The organism is Geodermatophilus sp. SYSU D00525 (assembly GCF_054050475.1).
On sequence record NZ_JBJGZK010000035.1, the window covers coordinates 35,576 to 44,262 of the forward strand.

The 8,687-nt window shown below is 71.9% G+C and carries 8 protein-coding genes; 6 read left to right on the forward strand and 2 right to left on the reverse strand.

Annotated features, from left to right (window positions below; translation table 11 throughout):
* The first annotated feature begins 2 nt into the window (after positions 1-2).
* Genes qcrC through qcrB form a run of 3 tightly spaced genes read left to right on the forward strand, consistent with a single transcriptional unit; the run spans position 3 to position 3,729 of the window.
* Positions 3-884: a cytochrome bc1 complex diheme cytochrome c subunit gene (gene qcrC / locus ACI796_RS21095; protein WP_456943174.1), complete on the forward strand. Its 882-nt coding sequence runs from the start codon at positions 3-5 to the stop codon at positions 882-884.
* The gene (gene qcrA, locus ACI796_RS21100; RefSeq protein WP_456943175.1) at positions 881-1,993 is read left to right on the forward strand and encodes a cytochrome bc1 complex Rieske iron-sulfur subunit; all 1,113 of its coding nucleotides are present in this window, start codon (positions 881-883) and stop codon (positions 1,991-1,993) included. The genes qcrC and qcrA overlap by 4 nt, the downstream gene beginning before the upstream one ends.
* Positions 1,993-3,729 (forward strand): cytochrome bc1 complex cytochrome b subunit, encoded by a 1,737-nt coding sequence (gene qcrB, locus ACI796_RS21105; RefSeq protein WP_456943176.1) that lies wholly within the window; start codon positions 1,993-1,995, stop codon positions 3,727-3,729. The genes qcrA and qcrB overlap by 1 nt, the downstream gene beginning before the upstream one ends.
* A gap of 667 nt (positions 3,730-4,396) precedes the next feature.
* Here qcrB and ACI796_RS21110 read toward each other — a convergent pair.
* Complete coding sequence (locus ACI796_RS21110) at positions 4,397-4,801, reverse strand: cytochrome c oxidase subunit 4 (protein WP_456943177.1); 405 nt, start codon at positions 4,799-4,801, stop codon at positions 4,397-4,399.
* 54 nt (positions 4,802-4,855) lie between these two features.
* Positions 4,856-5,728: an aa3-type cytochrome oxidase subunit II gene (gene ctaC / locus ACI796_RS21115; RefSeq protein WP_456943178.1), complete on the reverse strand. Its 873-nt coding sequence runs from the start codon at positions 5,726-5,728 to the stop codon at positions 4,856-4,858.
* A 256-nt stretch (positions 5,729-5,984) separates the two neighbouring features.
* Between ctaC and ACI796_RS21120 the strand changes: the two genes are divergently transcribed.
* From ACI796_RS21120 to asnB, 3 genes are read left to right on the forward strand one after another with little or no spacing between them, the layout of a single operon-like run.
* Positions 5,985-6,350: a metalloprotease gene (locus ACI796_RS21120; RefSeq protein WP_456943179.1), complete on the forward strand. Its 366-nt coding sequence runs from the start codon at positions 5,985-5,987 to the stop codon at positions 6,348-6,350.
* Positions 6,340-6,684, forward strand: a complete 345-nt coding sequence (locus ACI796_RS21125; protein WP_456943180.1) for a DUF3817 domain-containing protein — start codon at positions 6,340-6,342, stop codon at positions 6,682-6,684. The genes ACI796_RS21120 and ACI796_RS21125 overlap by 11 nt, the downstream gene beginning before the upstream one ends.
* Positions 6,685-6,714: 30 nt before the next feature.
* Entirely contained in the window at positions 6,715-8,649 is a 1,935-nt protein-coding gene (asnB, locus tag ACI796_RS21130; protein ID WP_456943181.1) for an asparagine synthase (glutamine-hydrolyzing), read from the forward strand.
* The last annotated feature ends 38 nt before the right edge of the window (positions 8,650-8,687 follow it).

Genomic DNA, 8,687 nt, shown 5'->3' on the forward strand with positions numbered 1-8,687 from the left:
CGGTGTCCACCACGAACCCGCAGTCCGACACCCTGCCCGACGAGGAGCCGCGGCGGTCGCGCTGGTCGCGCCGCCGCCCGGCCGAGGGGACCCCGGCTGCCGCCGCCCGCGCCCGCCGCCGCTCGAAGCAGCGCCGCCGCGTCGGCAACGTCGCCGCCCTGATGGCCGGGCTGGTCCTGACCGGCGCGCTCTACTCGACCCTCGCCCCGGGCGCCCAGGCCGCCGACGAGGGCAGCGAGTCCAGCGCCGAGGCCGCCGGCCGCGAGCTGTACGAGCGCAGCTGCATCAGCTGCCACGGCGAGAACCTCGAGGGCGTGCCCAACCGCGGCCCCTCGCTCATCGGCGTCGGCGAGGCCTCCGTGTACTTCCAGGTGCACACCGGCCGCATGCCGCTGGTCCGCCAGAGCGCCCAGGCCCCCGACAAGCCGGCCATCTTCTCCGACGAGGAGATCGACCAGCTGATGGCCTACGTCCAGGCCAACGGCGGCGGCCCGACCCTCCCCTCGGGCGACCTGCGCGACGGCGACCTGGCCGCCGGCGGTGAGCTGTTCCGGCTCAACTGCGCGCAGTGCCACAACTTCGTCGGCGAGGGTGGCGCGCTCTCCTCGGGCAAGTACGCGCCCAGCCTCGAGGACGCCAACGACCTCGAGATCTACACCGCCATGCTCTCCGGCCCCGAGAACATGCCGGTCTTCGGGGACAACCAGATCACCCCGGAGGAGAAGCGGGCGATCATCAACTACGTCCAGACGATCACCGACATGCCCGACCCGGGCGGCGCGGGCATCGGCCGCATCGGCCCGGTCAGCGAGGGCCTGGTCATCTGGACCGTCGCGATCTCCGCGCTGATGTTCGGGATCTTCTGGATGGGGAGCAAGGCGTGACCACGCACGACACCCGCCCCGGCTCGACCGGCGGGGCGGACACCCCGGGCCCGCTGCACGGCGGCCCGGACGACGACTACACCCCCGAGCAGCTCGCGGCCCTCCCCCGCGAGGAGCTCGACCGCCTCGGCGCCCGGTACGACGGCGTGGAGGTGCTCCACGTCGAGCCGGGCCCCGAGCCCGGGTCGGCGCTGGAGCGGCGCGCCGTCCGCCAGGTGGGCCTGACGTTCGGCCTGGCCGGGCTGTCCGCGTTCGCCTTCGTCGTCGTCTACGCCGGCGCCGGCTGGTTCCTGCCCGACTGGCAGTGGGAGCTGGGCAGCGGCACCTTCAGCACGCTCTACACCCCGCTGCTCGGCGCGCTCATGGGCCTCGCGTTCACCTTCTTCGGCGTGGGCCTGGTGCTCTACACGAAGAAGCTGCTGCCGCACGAGACGGCGGTGCAGGACAAGCACGACGGCTCGCACTTCGACCGCGTCACCACCGGCGCCACGCTCGTCGGCGGCCTGCACAACAGCGGCCTGAAGCGGCGCAAGCTCCTCACCCGCAGCCTGCTGTTCATGGGCGGCGGCCTGGGCCTGATGCTGATCGCCCCGCTCGGCGGCCTGATCAAGAACCCGAACCGCGGCAATCCGCTGGGTACCACCGAGTGGGCCGAGGGCGTCCGCCTCGTCCGCGACGACGGCACCCCGATCCGCCCCGGCGACCAGGTGCCCGGCTCGCTGGAGACCGTCTTCCCGGCCGTCCCCGGCGGCAACCGGCTGTCCGACGCCGCCACGATGCTGATCCGGCTGCGCCCCGCGCAGCAGGCCGAGGCGGTCCCGCGCGAGGGCCAGGAGGGCTTCGGCTACGGCGACTACGTCGCCTTCTCCAAGATCTGCACGCACGCCGGCTGCCCGGTGTCGCTGTACGAGCAGGAGACCAGCCGGATCCTCTGCCCGTGCCACCAGTCGCAGTTCGACGTCACACAGGGCGCCAAGCCGGTCTTCGGGCCCGCCACCCGCTCGCTGCCGCAGCTGCCCATCACGGTCGACGACGAGGGCTTCTTCGTCGCGCGCAGCGACTACATTGAGGCCGTGGGTCCCACTTACTGGAACCGGGAGCGCATCTGATGGCTCGCACCGCCACCGCGCCGGGGGCGCCCACCACGCGCCTCGGCAAGGCCGCTCTCGAGGTCGACGACCGGCTCATCGTCGCCGGTCCGCTCCGCCGGACGCTGAACAAGGTCTTCCCCGACCACTGGTCGTTCCTGCTCGGGGAGATCGCGCTCTACTCGTTCATCATCCTGCTGCTCACCGGCACGTACCTGACGTTCTTCTTCCAGGCCTCGATGACCGAGGTCACCTACGACGGCTCGTACGCGCCCCTGCGCGGCGTCGACATGTCGATCGCGTACGCCTCGACGCTGGACATCTCGTTCGACGTCCGCGGCGGCCTGCTCATGCGGCAGATGCACCACTGGGCCGCGCTGCTGTTCATGGCCGCGATCGTCTGCCACATGCTGCGGATCTTCTTCACCGGCGCGTTCCGCCGGCCGCGCGAGACCAACTGGCTCATCGGTGTCGCGCTGCTGATCCTCGGCATCTTCGAGGGCTTCGCCGGCTACTCGATGCCGGACGACCTGCTCTCGGGCACCGGCCTCCGGATCATGTCGGCGATCATCCTGTCGATCCCGGTCGTGGGCACCTGGGTGCACTGGGCGGTCTTCGGCGGTGACTACGTCGGGGACCTGATCGTCGGGCGGCTCTACATCGCCCACGTGCTGCTCATCCCGGCGATCATCCTGGCGCTGATCGCGCTGCACCTGCTGATCCTGGTCAAGCAGAAGCACACCCAGTTCCCCGGCCCGGGCCGCACCGAGCACAACGTGGTCGGCAACCGGCTCTTCCCGACCTTCGCCGGCAAGGCGACCGGTCTGCTGCTGGTGGTCTTCGGTGTCTGCGCGGCCCTCGGTGGCCTCGTGCAGATCAACCCGGTGTGGCTGTGGGGCCCGTACAACCCGGCGCAGGTGTCCTCGGCGTCGCAGCCCGACTGGTACGTCATGTTCCTCGACGGCTCGACCCGTCTGTTCCCGGCCTGGGACATCTACCTGCCGGGCAACTACAACATCCCGGCGCTGTTCTGGCCGACGGTCGTGCTCCCCGGCATCATCTTCACGCTCCTGCTCGCCTACCCGGTGCTGGAGCGGAAGCTGACCGGCGACACCGCCTCGCACCACCTGCTCCAGCGCCCGCGGGACGTCCCCGTGCGCACCTCGCTCGGCCTGATGGCGCTCACCTTCTACGTGGTGCTGCTGCTGTCGGGTGCGAACGACGTCATCGCCGACAAGTTCGACATCAGCCTGAACGCGATGACCTGGATGGGCCGCATCGGCCTGATCGTCCTGCCGCCGATCGCGTACGTGCTCACCTACCGGATCTGCCTCGGTCTGCAGCAGCACGACCGTGAGGTCCTCGAGCACGGCATCGAGACCGGTGTCATCCGCCGGCTGCCGCACGGTGAGTTCATCGAGGTCCACCAGCCTCTCGGCCCGGTGGACGCGCACGGCCACAGCGAGCTGGCCTACGGCGGCGCTCCGGTGCCCAAGAAGATGAACCAGGTCGGTGGCGCCCGTCGCGCCATCCGCGGGTTCTTCTCGCCGATCGAGGAGCCGTCGGCGGTGGAGATCGAGCAGCGCGCCGAGGAGCGGGGCCTGTCCGCGGCCGAGCCGGGCCGCGAGCTCACCACCAGCGGCCGTCCGGCCGACGGTGGGCGCCCGGCCGAGGGTGGCCGTCCCGCCGAGGGGGGTCGTCCCTCCGAGGGTGGCCGTCCCTCCGAGGGCGGACGCCCACAGGAGCCGCGCGACTGACGCGACGCACTGAGCACGCAGGGCCCCGGTGGAGCACTCCACCGGGGCCCTGCTGCATCTCCGGGACGAGCGCCCCAGTCGGCCGGACGGGCTGAGCCCCGGGCCGTAGCGCCGGAGACCGCGCGGCGTGGGGTGTGCGGGCCGCGCACAGCCTGCACACCTCGACGGCACCGCATCCCGTCTCCCGGCCGGAGGCGACGCCGGCCGAGGACGGTCGGCCCGCCACGGCACCCACGGGCGTGCGGGGACCAGCGGCGCAGCGCCCGACCCCCGCCCGCCGTCGGAGGACGGGTCGCCAGGGCGCACTCCCCCGTCCCGGGGAGCGACCGCCGCGGCCACCGCAACCGTCGCAGCCCCCACGGGGTCGTCGGACGCCCCGCCACGACGGCGACCGTGCTCCGGGCCCGGGCGCCGTGGCGGCGTACCCCCCCGCCGCTCGTCAGCGGGTCTCGGTGGGCCCGTGGGCGCCCCTCCGTCATCGATGGCCTCGGCACCGCTCTCTCGGCGTCCCAGGAGCGGCTCAGCACCTGCCCGGACTCCCTCGTGACGAGCAGCGCGGGGAGGCCGGCGCTCTCCCCCGCACCGGAGCGCAGCTCCCGTCCGGCCTGCAGATGCACGAGGGCCCCCTCCCGCGGTGCGGGAGGGGGCCCTCGTCAGCGACGGGACGTCAGCTGGACTGCGCGTTCTGCCCGACGTAGAACTCGAACAGCAGGCCGGCGATGGTCACGAGCAGGCTCACGACGCCGAGGATGATCAGCCAGTCGTACCAGAAGGCCAGACCGAGGCCCGTGACGGCCGCGGAGAGAGCCAGGCCGAAGGGCCAGTAGCTGGCCGGCGGGAAGAAGCCCAGCTCACCGGCGCCCTCGGCGATCTCGGCGTCCTTGCGGTCCTCGGGCCGGGCGTCGATGCGGCGGGAGATGAACCAGAAGAACCCGCCGATGAGGCCGGTGAGCCCCCCGGACAGGATCAGCGCCGTCGTGCCGATCGGCTCCTGCGCCCAGAAGCCGTACACGGCCGCCGCGACGATGCAGAAGACCGCGATGAGGTTGAAGATGAGCGCCTCGACCTTCACGGCCGTCCTCCCTGCGCAGCGTCGGTGCGGTGGTCCTCGGTGCCGGTGGACACGTCAGTCGGCCGCACGCTGGTAGTAGCCGTCGCCCACGCGGAACGGCTCGGTCGTGATGGCCTCGCCGTCCTGGCCGATGCTCTCGAGCGCCTCGCGGGTGTCCTGGCCCGACTCACGGGCGGCCAGGTAGGCCTCGTAGTCCTCGGCGCTGACCACGCGGACCTCGAAGTTCATGTACGCGTGGTACGAGCCGCAGAGCTCCGCGCAGCGCCCGACGTAGGCGCCCTCCTCGTTCGGGTGCAGCTCGAAGACGTTGTCCCGGCCGTTCTCGTTGCCCGGGATGACGTCGAGCTTGAAGAGGAACTCCGGCACCCAGAACGAGTGGATGACGTCGGCGGAGGCGACCTCGAAGCGGATGTCCTGGTCGACCGGCAGCACGAGGATCGGGATCTCGTCGGTCGCGCCGACGGTGTTCACCGGCTCGCCGTCGGGACCGGTGGTCTCCGGGTAGACGAACTGCCAGTTCCACTTGAAGGCGTTGACCGCGATCGTCGTGTCGGGGTCGTCGCTGCGCTCCTGCACGTCGTTCTGCACCGAGACGGTGAAGAAGAACAGGGCGGCGATGATGATGAACGGGAAGATCGAGTACGCGATCTCCAGCGGCAGGTTGTACGCCGTCTGCCGCGGCAGGTCGTCGCCCTTCTTCCGGTGCATGACCACCGACCAGATGATCAGACCCCACACGATGAAGCCGACGATCAGCGCCGCGATGACCGAGCCGGTCCACAGCTGACGGATCTCCGTCGCTTCCTCGGTCACGCCCTCGGGGAACCCGAAGCGCCAGAACTCGTTGTTGAGGTCGCACCCGGTGAGGGTGAGCACCCCCAGGAGACCGAGCGCGGCGACCCGCGCGAGCCTGCTGCGTCGAGCCACTGCCCGCTGCCTCCTCGTCCTCCGCCCGGCGGTTCCCGGGCGGCTCTCCCGGCGCGGCCGCGGGCGGGGTGCCCGCCCTGGTCCGTGCGCCGACCTCAGTCTGGGCCGAGACTAGCCGACCCCGCACGGCGGCCGACCACCGGAGACCCGGTACCGGCGGGTCGGCCGGGACCACCGGGACGCCGGTGACCGGGCCGCTCGTGGGCCTGCTCACCGTGCCGCCTCGACCGCGACGGAGGCGGTTAGAGTCGAGGGCGTGTGGACGCGGCTGCTGACCCCCCGCTGGGTGCTGCTGCACCTGCTGGTGGCCGCCCTGTTCGTCGCCACCTTCTTCCTCGGCTACTGGCAGCTGACCAAGGCCGAAGCCGGCGGTGGAGCGGTCAACTGGAGCTACGCGCTGCAGTGGCCGCTGTACGGGTTCATGGGCCTGTGGTTCTACGTCCGGATGGTCCGCGTCGAGCTCAACCGCCACCCCGACGAGGACGAGCCGACCACCGCCGTCGTCCTGTACCAGCGGCCGCGGGTGGACACCAGCGGGGACCCGGAGCTGGCCGCCTACAACGCCTACCTCGCCGAGCTCAACGAGCGGGCGCTCGGTCAGCGGGGTCCGGGTGGCCGCTGAGCCGCAGCAGGCGACGCTGACCCCCCAGGTGGCCGGCGCGCTCACCCGCTACCGCGTCATGGCCTACGCCGTCGGCGTGATGCTCCTGGTGCTCGTCGCCGTCGCCATCCCGCTGCGCTACGCGGCCGGGATCCCCGAGGTGTCCGCGGTCGTCTCACCCGTCCACGGGCTGCTCTACATCGTCTACCTCGCGACGGCGTTCGACCTGGCCCTCAAGGCGCGGTTCACCGCCAAGGGCACCCTGCTGGTGCTGCTGGCCGGCGTCGTCCCCCTCGTGTCGTTCGTCGCGGAGCGCCGGGTGACCACCCGCGTCCGCGCCGGCCGACCCCTCTGACCGTCCTCCTCACTCCCCGGAGAACCCCGCATGTGCGGCCTGCTGGCCTACCTGTCCACCGACGCGCCCCGGGTCTCCGAGGCCCACGTCGACGACGTCCGCGCGGCGCTGCACTGCCTGCACCACCGCGGGCCGGACGACACCGCCGTGTGGTCCGACGGCAACGTCGTCCTCGGCTTCAACCGGCTGTCGATCATCGACGTCGAGGGCAGCCCCCAGCCCCTCCCCTACGCCGGTGACCGCTACCGGATCCTGTTCAACGGGGAGATCTACAACTACGTCGAGCTGCGCGAGGAGCTGCAGGCCGCGGGCGCGCAGCTGGCCACGCACGGCGACACCGAGACGATCGTCGCGGGCTACCACCTGTGGGGCCAGGACGTCGTCCGGCGGCTGCGCGGGATGTTCTCCTTCGTCATCTGGGACACCGAGACCCGCACCGCCTTCGGCGCCCGCGACCCGTTCGGCATCAAGCCGCTGTTCACCGCGCGCCTGGCCGACGGCGGGCTGGTCTTCAGCTCGGAGAAGAAGGCGCTCCTGCAGCTGCTCGGCGGCAGCGCGGCCGCGGGCGGCGTCGACCCGGCGTCGCTGCAGCACTACCTGACGCTGCAGTACGTGCCGGAGCCGGCGACGCTGCACCGCGGCATCCGCCGGATCGAGAGCGGCACGACCTTCACCGTCGTCGACGGCGAGCTGTCCACCGCGCGCTACTTCCACCCCGCCTGGACGCCGCAGCCGGTGCCCGCCGGCCGGGAGCAGGAGCTCTACGACCGCATCGCCGAGGTGCTCGACGAGTCGGTGGCCAAGCACATGCGCGCCGACGTCACCGTCGGCTCGTTCCTCTCCAGCGGCATCGACTCCACCGCGATCGCCGCGCTCGCGCACCGGTACAACCCGGACCTGCTGACGTTCACGGTCGGCTTCCAGCGGCAGGCGCAGTCGGAGATCGAGATCGCCGCCGAGTCGGCGTCGATCCTCGGCGTCAAGCACGTGCCGGTGGAGGTCACCGCCGAGCAGTTCGCCGCGGCCATCCCCGAGGTGGTCTGGTACCTCGACGACCCGGTCGCCGACCCCGCGCTGGTGCCGCTGTACTTCGTGGCCCGCGAGGCGCGCAAGCACGTCAAGGTCGTGCTGTCCGGCGAGGGCGCCGACGAGCTGTTCGGCGGCTACACCATCTACCGCGAGCCGATCAGCCTCGCGTGGGCGTCGAAGCTGCCGCCGGCCGCCCGCCGGGCGATGGCCCGGATCGCCGACGTGCTGCCCGAGGGCGTCCGCGGGCAGGACCTGCTGCGCCGGGCGTCGATCCCGCTCGAGCAGCGGTACTACGGCAACGCCCGCAACCTGCGCGACGACGAGCTGGCCGCGCTGCTGCCCGGCCGCGACCCCGACCTCTCGCACGTCGCGGTCACCGAGGACCTGTACCGGCGCACCCGCGAGGCCGGCTACGACGACGTGACGGCGATGCAGTACGTCGACCTGTTCACCTGGCTGCGCGGCGACATCCTGGTCAAGGCCGACAAGATGACCATGGCCAACTCGCTCGAGCTGCGGGTGCCGTTCCTCGACCCCGAGGTGTTCGCCATCGCGAGCTCGCTCCCGGTCGGGCAGCGGGTGCCGCGCCGCGGCGACGCGACCAAGTACGCGCTGCGCCAGGCGATGCGCCAGATCGTGCCGCCGCGGATCATGAACCGGCGCAAGCTCGGCTTCCCCGTGCCGACGGCGGAGTTCCTCGCCGGCCCGCTGCACGACTGGGCCCGCGGGATCGTCACCGAGAGCCAGACGCAGGAGTGGCTGGACCGCGACGTCGTCCTTGGCCTGCTCGACCGGCTGCGCACCGAGGAGGTGCCGAGCAAGCGCATCGCCCGTCAGCTGTGGTCGGTGCTGGTCTTCATGGTGTGGCACGGGATCTTCGTCGAGGAGCGGATCGTCGTCGACGTCCCGGAGACGGTCTACCCCGTCAAGCTCTGAGAACGCGGAACGGCGCCCGTCCCCTCCCGGGGACGGGC